The sequence below is a fragment of the Paenibacillus alvei DSM 29 genome (assembly GCF_000293805.1).
Taxonomy (GTDB): domain Bacteria; phylum Bacillota; class Bacilli; order Paenibacillales; family Paenibacillaceae; genus Paenibacillus_B; species Paenibacillus_B alvei.
Genome location: NZ_AMBZ01000009.1, coordinates 167,558 through 184,367, shown reverse-complemented (window position 1 = coordinate 184,367; position 16,810 = coordinate 167,558). Strand labels below are relative to the sequence as shown.

18 protein-coding genes and 1 pseudogene are annotated in these 16,810 nt (G+C 44.2%); 12 read left to right on the top strand and 7 right to left on the bottom strand.

Annotated features, from left to right (window positions below):
* The first annotated feature begins 219 nt into the window (after positions 1-219).
* The 6 genes and pseudogenes from PAV_RS25275 to PAV_RS25255 all read left to right on the top strand — a co-directional run bounded on the left by PAV_RS25275 (position 220) and on the right by PAV_RS25255 (position 5,089).
* The gene (locus tag PAV_RS25275; protein WP_005550876.1) at positions 220-1,197 is read left to right on the top strand and encodes a phosphotransferase enzyme family protein; all 978 of its coding nucleotides are present in this window, start codon (positions 220-222) and stop codon (positions 1,195-1,197) included.
* A 352-nt stretch (positions 1,198-1,549) separates the two neighbouring features.
* Complete coding sequence (locus PAV_RS33835) at positions 1,550-1,711, top strand: hypothetical protein (RefSeq protein WP_005550874.1); 162 nt, start codon at positions 1,550-1,552, stop codon at positions 1,709-1,711.
* Positions 1,712-1,899: 188 nt separating this feature from the next.
* Positions 1,900-2,669, top strand: a pseudogene (locus tag PAV_RS25270) (ANT(4')-I family aminoglycoside nucleotidyltransferase).
* A 273-nt stretch (positions 2,670-2,942) separates the two neighbouring features.
* Positions 2,943-3,293 (top strand): hypothetical protein, encoded by a 351-nt coding sequence (locus PAV_RS25265; protein WP_005550870.1) that lies wholly within the window; start codon positions 2,943-2,945, stop codon positions 3,291-3,293.
* Complete coding sequence (yidC, locus tag PAV_RS25260) at positions 3,248-4,063, top strand: membrane protein insertase YidC (RefSeq protein ID WP_005550869.1); 816 nt, start codon at positions 3,248-3,250, stop codon at positions 4,061-4,063. Before PAV_RS25265 ends, yidC begins: the two co-directional genes overlap by 46 nt.
* A gap of 108 nt (positions 4,064-4,171) precedes the next feature.
* Positions 4,172-5,089 carry an aminoglycoside phosphotransferase family protein gene (locus PAV_RS25255; protein WP_005550867.1) on the top strand — a complete coding sequence of 306 codons (918 nt, stop codon included), beginning with the start codon at positions 4,172-4,174 and terminating at the stop codon, positions 5,087-5,089.
* 72 nt (positions 5,090-5,161) lie between these two features.
* On the opposite strand, the gene PAV_RS25250 is transcribed toward PAV_RS25255, so the two are convergent.
* On the bottom strand, positions 5,162-5,914 hold the full coding sequence (locus PAV_RS25250) for a MerR family transcriptional regulator (protein ID WP_040736834.1): 753 nt from the start codon (positions 5,912-5,914) through the stop codon (positions 5,162-5,164).
* 247 nt (positions 5,915-6,161) lie between these two features.
* Between PAV_RS25250 and PAV_RS35375 the strand changes: the two genes are divergently transcribed.
* The 3 genes from PAV_RS35375 to PAV_RS25235 all read left to right on the top strand — a co-directional run bounded on the left by PAV_RS35375 (position 6,162) and on the right by PAV_RS25235 (position 8,676).
* The gene (locus PAV_RS35375) at positions 6,162-6,305 is read left to right on the top strand and encodes a hypothetical protein (RefSeq protein ID WP_005550863.1); all 144 of its coding nucleotides are present in this window, start codon (positions 6,162-6,164) and stop codon (positions 6,303-6,305) included.
* A gap of 36 nt (positions 6,306-6,341) precedes the next feature.
* The gene (locus tag PAV_RS25240) at positions 6,342-6,995 is read left to right on the top strand and encodes a GAP family protein (protein ID WP_005550861.1); all 654 of its coding nucleotides are present in this window, start codon (positions 6,342-6,344) and stop codon (positions 6,993-6,995) included.
* A 226-nt stretch (positions 6,996-7,221) separates the two neighbouring features.
* Positions 7,222-8,676 (top strand): Msr family ABC-F type ribosomal protection protein, encoded by a 1,455-nt coding sequence (locus tag PAV_RS25235; RefSeq protein WP_005550859.1) that lies wholly within the window; start codon positions 7,222-7,224, stop codon positions 8,674-8,676.
* A gap of 82 nt (positions 8,677-8,758) precedes the next feature.
* Here PAV_RS25235 and PAV_RS25230 read toward each other — a convergent pair whose 3' ends face one another.
* From PAV_RS25230 to PAV_RS25220, 3 genes are all read right to left on the bottom strand, one after another.
* Positions 8,759-9,073 (bottom strand): DMT family transporter, encoded by a 315-nt coding sequence (locus PAV_RS25230; protein WP_005550857.1) that lies wholly within the window; start codon positions 9,071-9,073, stop codon positions 8,759-8,761.
* 2 nt (positions 9,074-9,075) lie between these two features.
* Complete coding sequence (locus PAV_RS25225; RefSeq protein WP_005550856.1) at positions 9,076-9,423, bottom strand: DMT family transporter; 348 nt, start codon at positions 9,421-9,423, stop codon at positions 9,076-9,078.
* Between the two features lie 66 nt (positions 9,424-9,489).
* Positions 9,490-10,071, bottom strand: coding sequence for a TetR/AcrR family transcriptional regulator (locus PAV_RS25220; RefSeq protein ID WP_040736833.1), 582 nt, complete (start codon positions 10,069-10,071; stop codon positions 9,490-9,492).
* Positions 10,072-10,331: 260 nt separating this feature from the next.
* Here PAV_RS25220 and PAV_RS25215 point away from each other — a divergent pair, with 260 nt between their 5' ends.
* The gene (locus PAV_RS25215; protein ID WP_005550852.1) at positions 10,332-11,888 is read left to right on the top strand and encodes an ABC-F family ATP-binding cassette domain-containing protein; all 1,557 of its coding nucleotides are present in this window, start codon (positions 10,332-10,334) and stop codon (positions 11,886-11,888) included.
* A 130-nt stretch (positions 11,889-12,018) separates the two neighbouring features.
* On the opposite strand, the gene PAV_RS25210 is transcribed toward PAV_RS25215, so the two are convergent.
* From PAV_RS25210 to PAV_RS25200, 3 genes are all read right to left on the bottom strand, one after another.
* Positions 12,019-13,263 (bottom strand): glycoside hydrolase family 19 protein, encoded by a 1,245-nt coding sequence (locus PAV_RS25210; RefSeq protein WP_005550851.1) that lies wholly within the window; start codon positions 13,261-13,263, stop codon positions 12,019-12,021.
* A gap of 583 nt (positions 13,264-13,846) precedes the next feature.
* Entirely contained in the window at positions 13,847-14,155 is a 309-nt protein-coding gene (locus PAV_RS25205; protein WP_040736831.1) for a hypothetical protein, read from the bottom strand.
* 143 nt (positions 14,156-14,298) lie between these two features.
* Entirely contained in the window at positions 14,299-14,955 is a 657-nt protein-coding gene (locus PAV_RS25200) for a class I SAM-dependent methyltransferase (RefSeq protein ID WP_005550848.1), read from the bottom strand.
* Positions 14,956-15,224: 269 nt separating this feature from the next.
* Here PAV_RS25200 and PAV_RS25195 point away from each other — a divergent pair, with 269 nt between their 5' ends.
* Together PAV_RS25195 and PAV_RS25190 are read left to right on the top strand one after the other, a co-directional pair.
* A complete protein-coding gene (locus PAV_RS25195) occupies positions 15,225-15,458 on the top strand; it encodes a hypothetical protein (protein WP_040736878.1) in 234 nt (77 codons plus the stop codon).
* A gap of 248 nt (positions 15,459-15,706) precedes the next feature.
* Entirely contained in the window at positions 15,707-16,744 is a 1,038-nt protein-coding gene (locus PAV_RS25190; RefSeq protein WP_005550846.1) for an outer membrane protein assembly factor BamB family protein, read from the top strand.
* The last annotated feature ends 66 nt before the right edge of the window (positions 16,745-16,810 follow it).

The following is a 16,810-nucleotide window of genomic DNA, read 5'->3' as shown; positions in this document are numbered from 1 at the left end:
GATCATACAGGGATCAGCTTCTTTCATACCTTCTTCCAATTTGAATCCTCCTGTTACGACCAGTGGAGTAGAAATGATATTCCTTGCCTTATCAGCATAATCCAAGAAATAGGCTTAGTGCCCGATAGCAAGCCGTAGACAATCCCAACATTAGGAAGTAGACTGGCTGTATAGATATTTCGATCATGTCTAATTTTTAACGATGAGAGGAAATTGAAGATGACAGATGAACAATTACATCACATTTTACACCGTTTTCGCTTCCAAAAGCCTGAGATCACTTACTTGAGGCATAATGAGAATCGGACATATAAAGTGAGCGAAGCTGACGGCAGTACTTATGTCCTGCGTGTTCATCAGCCGTTTAAAGCAAGTATGACAGGCTTGCAGCATACGTATGAAGGCCTGCTTGGTGAACTTCTCATGCTGGAAGCGTTGGCGAATGAGAGCAGCCTGCTGGTGCAGTCGCCGCTGCGCAATCAAGACGGGGAATTGATTACCGTCATCGAGCATGAAGGACAGCGATTGAACTGTTCGGTACTAACGTGGCTAGAAGGCAGGGATCTGCAGAAGGAGGACCTTCAGAATCCAGAATCGGTCAAGCAGCTCGGATCTCACATTGCTAAGCTCCACGAATTTTACCGCCGGTATCCGCTAGATCGTGTTAAGAATCGGCCTGAGCAAGGGATTGCATATAATGACGGTTTGATTCAAACCATACATAAAGGGTTGGAACTCGGTTTATTTGCGTCTTCTGATGTCGCGATCATCGAGAAGTGCATTCATCTCATCAACGATAAGCTTAAGCAAATCGGAACCGATACGGATAGATGGGGATTGATTCACGGTGATTTAGGATTTGGCAATATGATTATGTCTCCTGTAGGACGATTAAGCTTTATTGATTTCGGATTCTTCGGCCCAGGATACGATTTGACAGACATCGCCATGGGGGCGATGATGGTTCCTTCAGAACACCGTAAAATTTTCTTAGAGGGCTATTACGGAACTATGAACATAGCTGCGGAAGAGCTTGTTCTTATCGAAGGAATGATGTTGATTTCGATTATCGGATATTATGCGTTTCAAATGGGGAATGAGTCCGTACATAATTGGATGCGGGAGAAAATGCCTAAGCTTTGTGCGAATCATTGTTTGCCATTCCTAGCAGGCGAGCGAATATTTTATCAGGTATAGGTATAGGTATAGGTATAGGTGTAGGTGAGACCTTTTTTAGGTGCACTCGATAAAAAGTAAATGAAAATAGATAGAATAGTAGAGAACCTCCATTTCAAACGAAATCGTTGAAATCGGGGGTTTTCTTATTTGATTTTTTCGGTCTGTCATTTTGGTGTCGTATTTAAGGGAGACCACGTAATTAGATTGAAATCAGCCTGTTAAAATGTGTTGGCAGGAAAGTGGCTTATGTATCTATTATGACTGTGCCGTCATAATAGATTTTTCCTTGTAACCTTTGTTTATTTACCATGATCTAATGTTGGCAAATGAGAGACATAGAAAGTAGAAGATAAGGAAGGTGCAAAATTAGGTGGATATACATACAGATTATATTCGAAAGGCACAGGCAGGTGATAAGGAAGCCTTCATATATGTCATGCAGGAAATGGAGCTGCCCTTGTACCGAATGGCGCTCTTGATGTTGAAGCAGGAGGTAAACGCGAAAATAGGTAAACGTAAGTACATCACATGAAGTTGTTCCATTATGGAGCGAGAATTGGTAAAATAGAGAAAAAATATACAGGTAGAAGAAAGACGATATCACTTATAAGGAGGAGTTCCTATGCACGCGAAGAAAGTCCCTCGTTAAGCCCGCGGCCCTCCATTCATGAATCTGTATCCACTCATTCCAATCACACAAACCAAGGGAGAGATACACAGATGAACATGAATGGACCTGTAGAAATTTCAAGACATGAAAGACTGGCAACCTGTTATGAGCTCGCCAACCGCTTGCAGGAGGTATATACCGATCGAATTGTTGCAATCGGGGTGTATGGCTCCGTATCCCGAGGTACGGACGGGCCTTATTCGGACATTGAGATGTTCTGTGTGCTGAAGGACGCGGAAGAAGAGGTAGACTTCAGTTACGAATGGTCAGCAGGACCTTGGAAGGCCGAAGTGAATGTACGCAGTGTAAGCGTTGTTTTGAACGATGCTGCAACAGTGGAAGGGGAATGGGCTTTGACACACGGGCCGTTCTTCTCTCCGCTAAGTCTCTATGATCCAGACGGATTTTTTCTAAGCTGAAGGAAGCGGCAGAATCACCATCAAGTGTGGATTTCGCGAATGCGGTTAATGAAGTGCTTGTAGGGGAGATGTATGAGTTCATCGGAAAGCTCCGGAATGTGAGTCGGACCGGCACACAGACATATTTACCGTATTTGGCCATGCAATTCGCCAAATACGGCGCCATGTTGATCGGTCTTCACAATCGGAAGCTGTACTCAACAGGAGCCAGGGTGCTTCCGGAATCGTTGGAGCTCCCGCAACGTCCGAAGGGCTATGATATTGTCGCGAACATGGTCATGTCCGGACAGTTGTCTGAACCGGAACGTATCATTGCTGCGTGCGAACAATTATGGAACGGACTAGTCGCATGGGCTGCCGAACATGACTATAAGATTCACTCAGAACGCATTCCTTTTTAAAGAGATCCTTGGCTGCGTTAAAAAGACGATTGAAGAACGGGTTGTCAAATAAGCGCTTCGTTGAAAACAAGCTCTGCTCTTCGCAGAGCTTGTTTCTTCTTACTGCTGGTAGTGAATCGGTGATTCGATCATAGAAAAAGGATCATTCATACTTGTTATTGAGATAAAACTTGTTTACGAAGTTGTATCCAACTGTTTGTTTTTCCCTGATTTGAAACTTGTCTCTCCATGTGAGATACTGTTCTCATCTGCATAAAAGGGGAGGTGAATACATTGCTGTTGGAATTCCAGGATCTGGTGTCTTCTGATTTGATTCCGTATTTGATCTCGATCGGTCTTATATGTTCACTTACGTATGCTTACGCTGCACATCTGTATGTCGCGGTCGATCACTTCTTAGTGCCTGCATACAGGGGCCGAGTCGCAATTGTTCTTCCTCAGGAGCGGATCGTCGGTCGGACAGAAATTCATCACTGGTTAACCAGAAGTGTGAAGCGAAAAGAAGCGCCGGATGGAGATTCAGGTGACTGCCATTCCTTGATTGGAATCAGAACGTTATCCAATCAAGGAGGATTATTATGGAGCAGTTCAATGTATTCACCTACAAACGAAAATATATTCTAATCGGGGCACTGGTGATCCTAGTGTTGTTAAGCGGATGCGGGGTAAGCGGTTCTAATGCGGCGGTTGATGCTAATACGCCAGGCTTTTTTAACCATTACATCGTGTATCCGTTTGTGTATCTGATCCAACATTTCGCGGCATTTTTCGGTGGAAGCTACGGGCTCGCATTGATTTTGCTCACGCTGCTCGTACGATTATCGCTGATGCCGCTCATGATGAGACAGTATCGCAATCAACAGAAGATGAAACAGAAGATGGACGTATTGCAGCCTGAGTTGAAGCTTCTTCAAGACACATATAAGGATAAGAAGGATGCAGAATCAAAAGCAAAGATGCAGCAAGAAATGATGCAATTGTATCAGAAGCATCAGGTGAATCCGTTGGCAATCGGCTGCTTGCCGCTGCTTATCCAGCTGCCTATCTTATCAGGATTGTATTATGCCATTAAGTTCACACCGGAAGTAGCTGCACACTCGTTCTTATGGTTCCAGCTCGGACGACCGGACATTGTGCTCCCGCTGCTCGTCGGGATCATCTACTTCTTTCAATATAAAGTTACACAAATCGGCATGGATCCGATGCAGAGCAAGCAGTTTGCGTTTATGGGGTACGTGTTTCCAATCATGATGACCGTGTTTTCCCTGACTACTCCCGCAGTCATACCGATGTATTGGTGTGTAGGCGGCGTGTTCATTATTCTGCAGACACTGCTAGCGAAGAAGTTGTATCGGACGAGGGTAGAACCTGCCGCAACGGTTAGTAACAACTAATAAGCGTAACAACAAAGCAAACAAAGCTGTCCTGAATGAACTAGTGGGGCAGCTTTTTATATACTTGAAAATGGATAAGAAGATATTTAGACATTGGAGGGAATGGATGTGGAGTGCCTATCTAGCATATTTACACAGGAGCAAATCGATACGATTATAAAGCGATTTGGCAACACGTTTTATGAACAGATGCTGTGTTATATTGATGATTATGCCGAGAAGTGGTCGTTGTCCTCATTGCAGCTGATTCCATCCTTCTCTGCAAACATAGTGTTCACTTGCTATTCGGAACAGGATGGCCATACGGTACTAAAAATAGGACAGCCTTCAGAAACGATTTGGACGGAAGTTTCGACGCTGCGTCAATATGATGGGCAACGATTCTGTAAGGTGTATCGAGCAGATATCGATAACGGCGTTATCCTATTAGAACGTTTGCAGCCGGGTACTACCTTGCGGGACGAGGATTCGTTACAGCGAAGATTAGATATATTTTGTTCCCTATATTCGAATTTACATATTGCGGCTGTTGAGGCAGAAAAATTTCCAACCTATGTCGGTTGGGTTGAGCGGATAACAGATTACATGAGTCAGCGTCACGATTGCCCTGAATTAACAAGACACATGCAATGTGCAAGAAAGATTTGCTTGTCCATTTCCTCGAACTATTCGCAAAATCTGCTGCTGCACGGTGATCTTCATCATGATAATATGCTGCTCGGCAGCAATGGGGAATACCTGATCATCGACCCGAAGGGTGTAATCGGCGATCCTGTATTCGATATTCCTCGATTTATATTAAATGAGTTTGATGAAAGCATTACGGAGGACTTATATGAGAAAATAGACGAAATTATAGGTATTCTCACCAAGAAGCTTTCGATTCCGAATGATGTCATAAGGAAATGTCTGTATGTAGAAACGGCAATGGGAATGTGTTGGTGTGTAGAAAGCGGCGCGACTCCAGAGGAATATGCGCATCTTCTGAAGACCGTTTCTTTTGCTGAAGCAATCATGAAAAAATAGAATCATGATAATAGCAGCCATCCTATCACAGGAAGGCTGCTCTATTTCACTCCATACTCAAAAACTCTCAATCTATTCTGATCGTATTCGATGCCTAGAGAGATAAATTTCATAGGCCTGCTCGACAAATTCTAACAGCTCCGGTTCCAGTGGATACAGTCCGATTTGAGCAGATTGTTCCGGGCATTTCCGGACTGACCACATTTTATCAAGAAATTCAGGTTCGCCTGAGAATGAATCATCGGCTTTTTCCAACATGCGCCTCAAGATACGCTGGGTTTGGGGATCATCCGGCCCAGCATCCATATTCTGCTTCAACTGTGCAATAAGTGCGATCCACTCCAATGAATCTGGATCATCGCTGGAAACGTTCGGCAAGCGCGATAAAAGCTTCTGCTCGTGTTCCTTGAACATAAGCTCCCGGTATTTCTTCCTTGTTTCCTTACTGTGGCCAGACAATTGAATCAACTTCTGCACGGCGTCACCTTTCGCCTTGCCTTCGAAGACCATGCTGTGCATTAATTCACGGAGATACTGCTCCATTTGCTTTAGTTTCTCTTGTTCTTCTAATATATACGTCAGCTGGTTGTTTAGGCTGGCGAACCAATCCCGATCCTGCATCGCTAATAATTCATCGATCTCCTGTAAACGAAAGCCCATCTGCTTCAAAAATTGGATATGCTTCAATTTCATTAAATCATCCTCAGAGTAGATTCGATGCCCGCCAGCCGTTTTGGCTGAAGGGTTCAGCAGCCCGATTTGATCGTAATAGCGCAGCGTGCGGACGGTTATGCCAGTTTGCTTGGTAACCTCTTGAATCGGAATCGTAGCGCAACACCTTCTTTGGAATATTCATGAACCTCCATTATACAAGATGACGCAACGTAACGTTCAACCGCTTTTTTCATCGGTAACTGAATTTTCTTTAAAAAACGGTTTTTAAAGACGAAAAACCATAATTTTTTTCATAGATTAGGCTTGAAAATGACGCAACGTCATCTTGTAGAATGAAAGCCGATAGGAAGGGAGGACACGTAATTACCAAAAACAGATAGCGAAAGGAAGGAGTAAAGTGAAGAAAGGCGATCTTATTATTTACGCTTGCACGATCATCGGAGCGGGAATTGGTCTATTGCTCGGAAATGCATTACCAGGTGTGGGAATTGGGGTAGGGGCAGGGTATCTATTCAAAACAATTTTCAAAAAAGAGGACTAGTTCTCGCGCTTAACCGTTTGAACAAGGAGGGGGATTATGACGATAGAATTGCTTCTTTCCGTTGGAGCGTTGTCACTGTTAGACACTCTCAGTCCCGCCACGCTGGGGGTTACGATTTATTTGCTTATTACAGTCAAGGAAGGTCTTATCCCGCTTATTTTCTCTTACTTGATTACAGTAGCAGGATTTTATTTTGCAGTCGGCGTATCGCTGATGTTGGGCATTGATGCTGCCTTTGAAGCCGTATCCGGCATATTTCAGAACCGGACAATCAACTGGCTGATGACGATTATAGGGGCAGGATTGTTTATCGGCAGTTTTAAAATTCCTGAGAAGAAGACGACCGAACCATACCGGCCGAAATCCAAAAGCATCCATTCCATGATCGGACTAGGTTTTACAACATCATTAATTGAAGTAGCGACTGCACTTCCTTATTTTGCTGCGATTGGCCTTATGACCGCAGCTCATCTGCCAGCGAATCAATGGATTCCAGTCCTGGCAGCTTATAATTTCGTCATGATTGTTCCTCCGCTTGTACTGCTTGTACTGCATCTCTTATTCGGTCGTTGGATGCAGAAGCCATTGGAGAGAATTCGAGATAAGATTGCAAGCACGGGTTCGGCTCTTTCGTGGGTCATGTGTATTGCAGGACTTATTTTGGTACTTAACAGCATTGATAATTTATAGTGATTAGCTTTGAAACGTAATGTTGTTGACGGAGCTACCATTATGCGGTAGCTTTAAATGGAGACCATTTGGCTCGATAGGCTTGAAACAAAGTAGGAGGGAAGATACGTGCAGTTTTTATTGTTCTATTAATACGGGCTTCTTCTTAACCAGATAGAAGCTCGTATCGATCCTATTCCTATGGCTATCGATACGAAATGAATATATTTCGGAGGTAGCATATAAGATGGAACACATTTGTTTTGAACTCGCAAACGTCGAAGTGACGTATTTAGATAAAGAGGTATTCAGGATAGACCGGTTAGCTGTACATCAGTTTGACCGTATTGGCATCGTTGGCAAGAACGGGGCAGGAAAGAGCACGCTTCTCAAGCTGCTTGCAGGTATTGTTCAACCCATGAGCGGAAACGTGAAACGGCATGTCGAGTTTGGCTTGTTTGAGCAAATGGAGGCGCCAGCAGATGCTGAAGCAGATCCAGCGTTACTAGGCAGATTGGCGGTTCCGAATTGTACTGAGGGGTTAAGCGGCGGGGAGCAGACAAGGCTGAAGCTGGCGCACTTGCTGACTCATTATTACGAAGCGTTGCTCATCGATGAGCCGACAACCCATTTGGATCAAGAAGGCATTGCATTCCTGCTCGATGAGCTGCGCTATTACTGCGGAGCGCTTGTCCTGATCAGTCATGACCGTGTCGTACTGGATGAGCTTGTTACTACGATTTGGGAAGTTCATGAAGGCAAGGTACGTGTGTACGCAGGGAACTACAGCGGTTACATCGAACAGAAGCGGTTGGAGCGCGAACAGCAGATGCAAGCTCATGAGCAGTTCATCAAGGAGAAGAACCGCCTAGAAAAAGCTGCACAAGAGAAAATGAAAAAGGCCGAAAAGATTGCGCAGGCAGGCAGCATGTCAAGGAAAGAGTCGAAGACACTGGCAAACCGCATGTTCGAAACAAAATCGAAAGGCACCAGCCAAAAAGCAGTCCATCGTGCCGCGCGCGCAATTGAACATCGCATGGAAAAGCTACAAAAAGTAGAAGCCGTGCAGGAAGACCGACAAATCGTGTTCCGCCAAGCGAAAGCATTGGAATTGCACAATAAATATCCCATTATGGCAGACAGACTAACACTCCAGATAGGCGATACTATTTTGCTAAAAGATGTAAACTTCCAGTTTCCGTTGGGAAAGAAAATAGCAATTACTGGAGCAAACGGCAGCGGAAAAAGCTCCTTATTGGAGCATATTGCAAATGCGGGGGCAGGCTTAACCATTTCTCCAAAAGCGAAAATGGGATGGTTCCGTCAAATGAGTTATCAATTTACAAGCAATGAGACCGTGCTGCAATTCGTCAAAAATGGCTCCGACTATGAGGAAGGATTTTTGCGAGGTGTGCTGCATGCTATGCAGTTCATCGGGACTGACATTCAGAAGAGTGTTCGATCCTTGAGCGGTGGGGAATCGATTCGTCTCCAGCTATGCCTGCTATTCCTAGGCGAGTATAACATTCTATTGTTGGATGAACCGACCAACTTTTTAGATATCTATGCTGTTGAAGCACTGGAACGGTTCATTTCCGGATATGAGGGGACGATCATCTTCGTTACGCACGACAAGAAGTTCGTGGAGCATGCAGCTGAAGTTCACTTCCATCTCTCGGATCACAAGTTGCATTTGATGTAAACGTAGTGAAGCATCTAAATAAGCCGCTAAGTTCGACTTGGCGGCTTATTGTTTTTTGTTCAGTTGTGTCCTCAGAAGCTCATCAGGACAATGCTTTTAAACCCGTAACCCCAATGATAATGGCGATGAGGCTCACGATCCGTGCAGGGCTTTTGCTTTCACCGAAGAAAATCATGTTGATAAGCACGGCTCCTGCTGTGCCGATCCCGACCCATACTGCATAGCTGATACTAACCTGAAGATACAGGAATGAAGTATAGAGGAGGGCGAATGAAGCACCGAATCCTCCTAAGAAGAATACTCCATTTTGCAGCGTTCTATGCTGGGAGTACTTCTTTAGTCCGACTACCCCGACCATCTCGCACATTGCTGCCAAGAATACAAACAGCCAACCCATCGTTACGCAACTCCTTTCTGTTGTTTATCCGAGCCAGCTTGATCCGCCAATTTAAGCCCAATTACGCCTGCAATCAGTACGATCATAAATACAATTTTGCCTGCGCTAAGACTCCCGCCAAAGAACAATACATCCATCAGTGCAGTACCGACTGTTCCAGCTCCTGCGAAGATCGCATAAACGGTACCGGTAGGAAGCTTCTCGCAAGCCTTTGCCAAGAAATGAAAATCTACTGTGATAATTCCGAGAATGATAGCCCAATGCCACCACGATGAAGCCACATTAAAACCGAAAACCCACAGCAGCTCGAACAGGCAAGTGAGTATGACATACATCCAAGAACGATTCATGTTTTACGCCCCTCCTAATATGAATGACATTCAGTCATTTTATAGACAAAAAGTTAGGCCCTTGAACTACAGGCCCTGAATCCCAAGTGCGTGAGTGACGAAGGCGTATACTTCTTCCGCTTGCGCTTGTATTTCTGATTCATCTGCTTGATCGAACAGATATACTTGCTCAGCTGCGGATTCAATAGCTCCAATTACAATCCGTGCCGTTCTAGCTGTATTTAGCGATTTCCGAATTGTGCCATTGGCTTGAGCCTTTTCCAATAGTGCAGAAACCCAATCATAGTAAGGCTTATAAATGGATTCCCATTCCTTTAAATGCTCACTGGAAGCCAATCCTGCATACAACAGCGCTAATTGCTCTCGGCCATCATGATGAAGCTGGAATACGGTTGCAATAAATGATTTAACCTGTTCATGAACGGGGGCGTCCTGATCAACCGAGCTTTGCAGCGCCTCAATAATCTTCTGCACCATGACTTCTGCAATGGATGGCATGACAGCCAGCTTAGAAGGGAAGTAAAGATAAAATGTGCCCTGTGCAATACCGGCTCCCTTCACGATATCAGATACCTTCGTCTTTTCAATGCCTTTGCTGCACAATACTTCTATAGCCGCACGAACAATACGTTCCTTTTTGTCTTCGATGAGTATGACCTCCTTCTAACTCGATCACAAATGACTGACTATCATTCATTTTATTCGAAAGGCGATCATTTGTCAAAGATGATGATTCATTTATACTTTTTTGAAGAAGGGAGTCATAATGTACATACGAACTCGGCACAACGATTCGGAAAGTGAATGATTTTCGTTCATAATGCGGCTAAGTGAATTTACGCTTACTTTTAAGCTCGATAACGTTTATAATATATCGAGTACAAAGAATAAAAGAAAAGGTGTCATGAATGAGCATATTAAACGTAGAACGACTCAGCCACGGCTTTGGAGACCGTGCGATCTTCAAGGACGTATCCTTCCGCCTGCTCAAGGGCGAGCACATTGGACTTATTGGCGCCAATGGAGAAGGCAAGTCCACTTTTATGAATATTATTACCGGCAAGCTGCAACCGGATGAAGGCAAAGTTGAATGGTCCAAGCGCGTACGCGTCGGCTATCTTGATCAGCATGCCGTACTTAGCAAAGGATTAACGATTCGCGATGTATTGAGAAGCGCGTTCCAATATTTATTTGATATGGAACAAGAAATGAACGATATGTATGGAAAAATGGGAGACGTAACTCCAGAAGAACTGGAGAAGCTTCTAGAGGAAGTCGGTACGATTCAAGATACGCTCACGAATCAAGACTTCTACTTGATCGATGCGAAGGTCGAAGAGACGGCCCGCGGACTTGGCTTGGTTGATATCGGCTTAGATAAAGACGTACACGACTTGAGCGGCGGTCAGCGTACGAAGGTGCTGCTCGCGAAGCTCTTGCTTGAGAAGCCAGACATCCTGCTCTTGGACGAGCCTACGAACTATTTGGATGAGCAGCATATCGAATGGCTCAAGCGTTATCTGCAAGCGTATGAGAATGCGTTCATTCTCATCTCACATGATATTCCGTTCCTGAACAGCGTTATTAACCTGATCTACCATATGGAGAACCAGGAGCTTAACCGCTACGTGGGTGACTACGACAAGTTCCAGGAAGTCTATGAAATGAAGAAGCAGCAGCTGGAATCTGCCTATAAGCGCCAGCAGCAGGAGATCGCTGACTTGAAAGACTTCGTTGCACGCAACAAAGCCAGTGTCGCGACACGCAACATGGCGATGTCCCGTCAGAAGAAGCTCGACAAGATGGAAGTGATCGAACTGGCAAAGGAGAAGCCGAAGCCGCAGTTCAACTTCAAGGATTCCCGTGCTTCCAGCAAGCTTGTATTCGAGACGAAGGACTTGGTTATTGGTTACAATGAGCCATTGTCCCGTCCATTGAACCTCCGTATGGAGCGCGGCCAGAAGATCGCCTTCGTCGGCGCGAACGGTATCGGGAAGACGACATTGCTTCGCAGTATCTTGGGCGAAATTCCTGCAATCTCGGGCTCCGTAGAGAAGGGCGATAACCTGGACATCGGATACTTCGAGCAGGAAGTAAAAGATACAAACTACAATACATGTATCGAAGAAATCTGGAAAGAGTTCCCTTCCTTTACGCAATTCGAAGTACGTGCAGCACTCGCTAAGTGCGGTCTGACAACGAAGCATATTGAGAGTAAAATTGCTGTGCTTAGTGGTGGGGAAAAGGCGAAAGTTCGCCTGTGCAAGCTCATTAACGTAGAGACGAACTTGCTTGTACTTGACGAGCCTACGAACCATTTGGACGTCGATGCAAAGGAAGAGCTGAAGCGTGCTCTTAAGGCATACAAGGGCAGCGTCCTGCTAATTTCTCACGAACCTGAATTCTATCGTGATATCGTGACAGAAACATGGAACTGTGAGTCCTGGACAACGAAAGTATTTTAACTGATAATGTAAAAAACCGACTCTGACGCTATATGACAGAGTCGGTTTTTTTATTGTATGAATTCACATGAAACACTGCTTTGATAGTCCTTTGGTAGTCATACGAGTGCCATATACACCAATGCTAAAACTAGCATCTGAGTTTGCTTCCCGTTGAGATACCGAGCAGTTTAGCGAAATTCGTGAAGAAATTGATTCGGTTCTCTACTGCGGCTGGATTTGAGCCGTTACATTCCTGTGTCCCATTAATGGAACGGATAGTCTCCCCGAAGCCTGCGCCGTTGACAATTGCATTATGTGGAGTCATCGTTCCTGCTCCGTTCTGTGTGTTCCAGAACCACAAGGCCGTTTTCCATGCTACTGAAGAATCCTGCGCGACCAAGTCTGGATTGGTCAGTAGCGGAAGTCCCAATGCAGCGCCAGCGGCACCATAGTTGTAGTTCCAACTTATTTGGAGCGGGCCTCTTCCATAGTACTGCTTACCAGGAGCACATGGATACTGAACATTTTTGTTATCGCAATAAAACGGATAATTTGCCGTATCCAACTCGACGATGTATTTTAAATGTCCTGTTTCTTGGGCTACATTTCCTAGAAAAGCAGCAGCTTCTTGTTTTTTAATCGTGTCGCTTCCTGTATTGGCAAAGGCAGGGTAGGAGGACAGAGCGGATACAAAACCGGAATAAGTATAGAATGGATTGCGGTTAGGAAACATTTGATTGAATTGAGCCTCGGTAACGACAAAGCCGCCACCGGTACCGTCAGAAACAGGTTTGCAAGTTTTACTGGAGCTTTGCGGCGAAGTAGTAACAGGAGTTGTCGTGTCATTCTGTGCGGCAACGGTATACGTATAGGTTGTTCCGTTCGTCAATCCCGTATCGGAAAAGGACAAAGCGCTGGTCCATTTATACCAATCGCCATTGCGATAGACGTCATAGCCTGTAGCGCCATTGATAGCATTCCAGCTTAAGCTGCAGGTTCCATTCGATGCACGAAGCGATAAAGTAGGGGCGGGCAATGTGCTGCCGCCTGAGGCAGTCGGCGTGCAAGCTTTGCTGGTGCTTTGCGGAGATGTCTCTACAGGACTAGTTTTATCATTTTGCGCAGCAACTGCATACGTATAGGTTGATCCGTTGGTCAATCCCGTATCAGCGTAGGACAACGTATTTGTCCATTTATACCAATTGCCATTGCGATAAATATCATAACCTGTTGCTCCATTAATCGTATTCCAGCTTAAGGTACAAGCTGCATTCGATGCACTAACCGCTAACGATGGGGCAATTAGAGCAGCAAAAGCAGTAAAAGGAAATGCAAGAACGGTTACGATCACAATTGCCAGCATGAATACTTTCTTATCGATCATCTTTTTCATAGAAAGCCTCCTTATATAGAAAATAAGAAGAAATAGAATCAAACAATTAGCCTTTATCACTCCTCACTTGAGATAATCTCAGGTTTTTGATCTCAACCTGGAATTAAAAAAGCTCCCATTCTTAGTGTAATATGTCTTGCGTAAAATCAATTACATAAAGAACAGGAATATCTACATGGTAAATAATAACATAATTTCAATAAGGATCAATACGGATTTTTCTGTTTTCCTTAAACAAAATATCGCCATACATATTAGAAAACGACAATCAGCAAGTGTAAGATACTGCGGGATTGCCGTTTCTATTAAAATATGTTTCTCCATCAGCTTTTAGCTTTTTGCAAAATAGTTCCAACTATACAGCTAATTCATTCTTAGTATCTAAAAAGATAGAATGAAGACTAGTCATGCTGAAGTCGGCAAAAGTCACTTTTGTCTTACCGGATAGAAGTTATTGGCCATCCTTGTACATAGCCTCTGATTCGAAGTTTATCGGTAAGGTCTGGCGGTAACGGTGTAGAAGATTTAGTCGAGAATGTTGCTTGCGGATATGTGTCAACCGCCGACAAAGCTTCGCGCTCCTTCACATGGCCATCTCGCTGGTATTTCCGGAATCAAGCGAAGCCATGTCGACGACTCCTTCACCGGACATGACCTCCATATTCATCAGATCGACATTCCATTTTCCGTTCGGCTCATTAGTCGAGAACGTCTTTCCTGCCGGCTTCGCAGCGGAGTCCGTTCCATCTGCATTCACTGACGCATTTGGCATTTCCATTACAATCTCGACCTCAGCATTGCTGCTCAAATAACGGTCAAGCGCCGCATATGTGCCGAATCCGTGCGCAACGACCAAAAAAGCTAAAACTAAAATAATATGCTTCTTTTTCATATTTAATACAGAACGAACAAACGACTCTTTCGCAATTTGCGTCAGAGTCGTTTTTACATGGGAATGTGATAGAAAGAATATATCTTTTTCAATAGAGCAGATTAGAACAATTTTCATTCATGTTGTATGAAATAAGGATGCCATTATACCGACGGCTTCTGTGCACGATAGGAGCGCATCGTACCGAAGATAGTCGCAAACTGACCGGTTTGCTGCACATTCTCAAATCCACTTTCCTGGTACAATTCAGGAAGAATACCGTGGACGTGATCCCGGGTCGTTATGAAGCCATCCAGCCATTGAATCGGGTAAAAGGCAAGACGCATCAAACTATTTTGCGGTTTATCAAAATCAATGATATTAATCGTCCCGCCAGGACGCAAGGTGCGATGCAGTTCTTCTACCGTTAGGCGCTTCATTTCGAGGGTTAAATGGTGGAAAAAGAGACTTGAAAAAACTTGATCCAAATGAGCATCTGGAAAAGGGAGATCCGTGGACATTCCTTGCTGAAAATCAATGTCCACCTTATTCTGTACTGCCTTATTCTTCGCAATCGCCAATATCTCTGGGTCAGCATCAAGCCCTACAATTTCAGCTTCCCCCTGCGCTTGCTTCAACATTAGCGTTAATGTACCCGTTCCACAAGCCAAATCGAGAATACGTTGACCTGGCTTTATATTCCCTTGCTGAACCAAATGGGTCTTGAACTTGTTCTCTTTCATAGCCCATTTTAACACCGGATCATATACAGGGGTTAACCAATGGAACTTCATAGCCGGAATATACCCTTTATTTTTCATGAATGCACAGCCCCTTTACTCCTAAGTTCGGATGCAGAAGTATGTAAAATGTGTAATGTGGGATTCATCATATATCATTCTTATTCTCCGTACTATATTAACATATTAAGGTAATTATGTCTGATCGATTGTATTTCCTTCCAGTGAAAAGTTCATATACATGACCCGGCAAGCTATAATACAAACGAAACATTTCCACTAAAGCCACCCTCCTTAACAGGTTGCTACAATGATACAAAATAACGAATGACCATATATAGGGGAGGTTCATGACGAAAATGGATGTTTTCAATACGCTGATTAGTTTTGGGAAGAAACCTGCGACCGCCCAAATTGGAGGATTCCGTCCTGAAGACAGCAGACGGAGCTGGTTAGGCGGTCATTTCTACATCCATCCAGAGTTAGGTTGGCCGACTGATCAAGACGGGCCAATGGTTCCCGTCTTACAGATTTATGTACCCGAGATTCCTGGCGGGATTGCCGGTGTATGGGAGTGCAGCTAATTACAAGTTTTCCTGAATTTATCCTGAAAATTTGCAAAGACCATGTTAATATATTACATGTTCATATATCCATGTAGTTACATACATTAACAGGAGTGGTGAAACATCATGTTGTCGAACAAAAGGATCAAAAGATGGAGCAGTGCCGTGTTGGCAGTTGTATTCTGCTTGAGTGCTGTAACTAGCGTCTCAGCTAGTAGTGTAAGCAAACCGCTGCCGAAGCCAAGTTGGCAAAAAACTTGTCTGAGATGAATCAATTTATTGAGGCGCCCTATCATATTCCGAATACGAAAACCGTATATTTGGCTTCGAATACCTATATCGCCTCTCAAACGAAAGTATGGGAAGCAGGTGTTGTCACTGCCGTAGATGAGAGCAGCGGCAAGCCAAAATGGTCTTTCACATTCTATCAAAAAGGAACTCCCTATCCATGGGGGACGAAGATTGCTTATAGCAAGATCGGCTCGGTGTACGCTCTCGTAAAAGATGGTCAAGGGACTAAATTATTCTCCGTGAATGCCTCCGGGAAAAGCAATTGGACAATTCCAGTACCAAATGCCGAGGACGTGCATGTGATGAACGATGGTACGATTTTACTAATCGACCCTGATAAAAAGGTTGCACCTACAGCGAAAAGCAAACCGCGAGCATATGCCTATAGTGCTAATGGCAAAAAGCTTGCTGAAGTGGCACTGGGACAGATATATAACGTCATTGGCGGTCAATATGTTGTGTCTCAAATCGGGGAGATCGGGAATTCGAAGGTAGCAGTGTATGGTTCGAAATTAAACAAGCTGTTCACTTACAATCTCCCTAATGGAGCGGTAACCTATGTAGGTGAAGCAACCTGGGTCATTAACAACAGTGATATTCTTCTCCGTGTGAATATACCAAAGAGCGGAAATAAATTGATTGCCCTCAATGCAAAAGGAAAAACACGATGGGAACGAGTTATTCCAGGAAATGCGTGGATTCAATCCATAGGACAAAATTATGTCGTATATGCAGATGGCGTCATGAGCTTATACAATGCTAAAGGCTTAGTTGCCAACACTTCCATCAAGTCTAATCTTCCGATACCTGCCATTTCCGAGGCATTGGATCATCATATTGTAATGAATATTGAGAATGGGAATAAAGTGCTGAACGGCAAGACTTTAAAAGTTATGTATGAATATCCATATGATGAATCATCTCGAAAGTATTATTATGCCGGCGATGGATACTTATATACGGTGACTAAAGGGTACCAGCTATCTCAATACAAATTGCAGCACTTAAAGTAGCGATATTTATTAGCAATCGTCAGGAAGCAGTTAATGGAATGAATATGTGGAAGACTCACAAGCAAA

Excerpts from the sequence above, each read along its gene's own strand:
- PAV_RS25240 (WP_005550861.1), top strand. The coding sequence starts at position 6,342 with ATGACGATAGAATTGCTTCTTTCCGTTGGAGCGTTGTCACTGTTAGAC.
- PAV_RS25225 (WP_005550856.1), bottom strand. The coding sequence starts at position 9,423 with ATGAATCGTTCTTGGATGTATGTCATACTCACTTGCCTGTTCGAGCTG.
- PAV_RS25195 (WP_040736878.1), top strand. The coding sequence starts at position 15,225 with ATGACGAAAATGGATGTTTTCAATACGCTGATTAGTTTTGGGAAGAAA.
- PAV_RS25200 (WP_005550848.1), bottom strand. The coding sequence starts at position 14,955 with ATGAAAAATAAAGGGTATATTCCGGCTATGAAGTTCCATTGGTTAACC.
- PAV_RS25275 (WP_005550876.1), top strand. The coding sequence starts at position 220 with ATGACAGATGAACAATTACATCACATTTTACACCGTTTTCGCTTCCAA.
- PAV_RS25205 (WP_040736831.1), bottom strand. The coding sequence starts at position 14,155 with ATGAAAAAGAAGCATATTATTTTAGTTTTAGCTTTTTTGGTCGTTGCG.
- PAV_RS25190 (WP_005550846.1), top strand. The coding sequence starts at position 15,707 with ATGAATCAATTTATTGAGGCGCCCTATCATATTCCGAATACGAAAACC.
- PAV_RS25215 (WP_005550852.1), top strand. The coding sequence starts at position 10,332 with ATGAGCATATTAAACGTAGAACGACTCAGCCACGGCTTTGGAGACCGT.
- yidC (WP_005550869.1), top strand. The coding sequence starts at position 3,248 with ATGGAGCAGTTCAATGTATTCACCTACAAACGAAAATATATTCTAATC.
- PAV_RS25230 (WP_005550857.1), bottom strand. The coding sequence starts at position 9,073 with ATGGGTTGGCTGTTTGTATTCTTGGCAGCAATGTGCGAGATGGTCGGG.
- PAV_RS25210 (WP_005550851.1), bottom strand. The coding sequence starts at position 13,263 with ATGAAAAAGATGATCGATAAGAAAGTATTCATGCTGGCAATTGTGATC.
- PAV_RS25235 (WP_005550859.1), top strand. The coding sequence starts at position 7,222 with ATGGAACACATTTGTTTTGAACTCGCAAACGTCGAAGTGACGTATTTA.